Below are 752 nucleotides of genomic sequence, written 5' to 3' on the forward strand. Positions count from 1 at the left end.
CTGGGCGGCGCGGACCGCCAGCGGCAGCAGCGCGCCCGGGGTGTGCCGGGCGGTGGCGAGGGCGCGCAGCGTCGTCTCCCAGTCGAGCACCGGCGAGTCCAGCACCAGGCCGGAGACGCGGTCGCGCATCCCGGAGTGGGCGGCGGCGCGCAGCGCCATGGTGGCGCCGGTGGACCAGCCGTACAGGACGACGTGCTCGGCGCCGTAGCGCACGGCGTAGCGGATCGCGGCGTCCAGGTCGCGCCACTCGGTCTCGCCGAGGTGGCCCAGGCCGTCGGGGTTGCGGGGCGCGCCGAGGTCGCCGCGGTAGGCGGGAGCGAGTACCGGGAAGCGGTTGCGGTGCAGGAACTCCATGACGTTCAGGGCGAGTTCGCGGGTGGCGGCCAGGCCGTGCACCGCGATCACCCAGGTGCTGCGCGCTCCGGGTACGAACCAGGCGGGCAGGGAGCCGAGTTCGCCGGGGATGTCGATGTCGGCGTGGTCCAGGCCGAGGGCGGCGCTCGGGTTGCCGATGTGGACGTTGGGGGTGAGCCACACCTTGTCGCGGGGGTGCAGGGTGCCGTGGGTGACGCGTTCGAGGCGGCGTACGACGGAGTCGGCGGAGGGGGACGCGGTGTCGATCACGGGGCCGACGACCGCGTGGGAGCCGTCACCGGCGAGGCCGTAGGTGCCGGGGCGCAGGGAGGCCAGATCGCGGGTGAGGGTGATCTGGCCGGCGGCGGTGGCGTGCACCGTGAGCCGGGGTTCGGTCG

Annotated in this window: 1 protein-coding gene; it reads right to left on the reverse strand. The window is 75.3% G+C overall.

Going from position 1 to position 752, the window contains the following annotated elements:
• A partial coding sequence (locus R6V09_RS54255) for an alpha/beta hydrolase family protein (RefSeq protein ID WP_317888701.1) occupies positions 1-752 on the reverse strand: 752 nt, incomplete at both ends.

Source organism: Streptomyces sp. W16 (genome assembly GCF_033194735.1).
GTDB lineage: Bacteria > Actinomycetota > Actinomycetes > Streptomycetales > Streptomycetaceae > Streptomyces.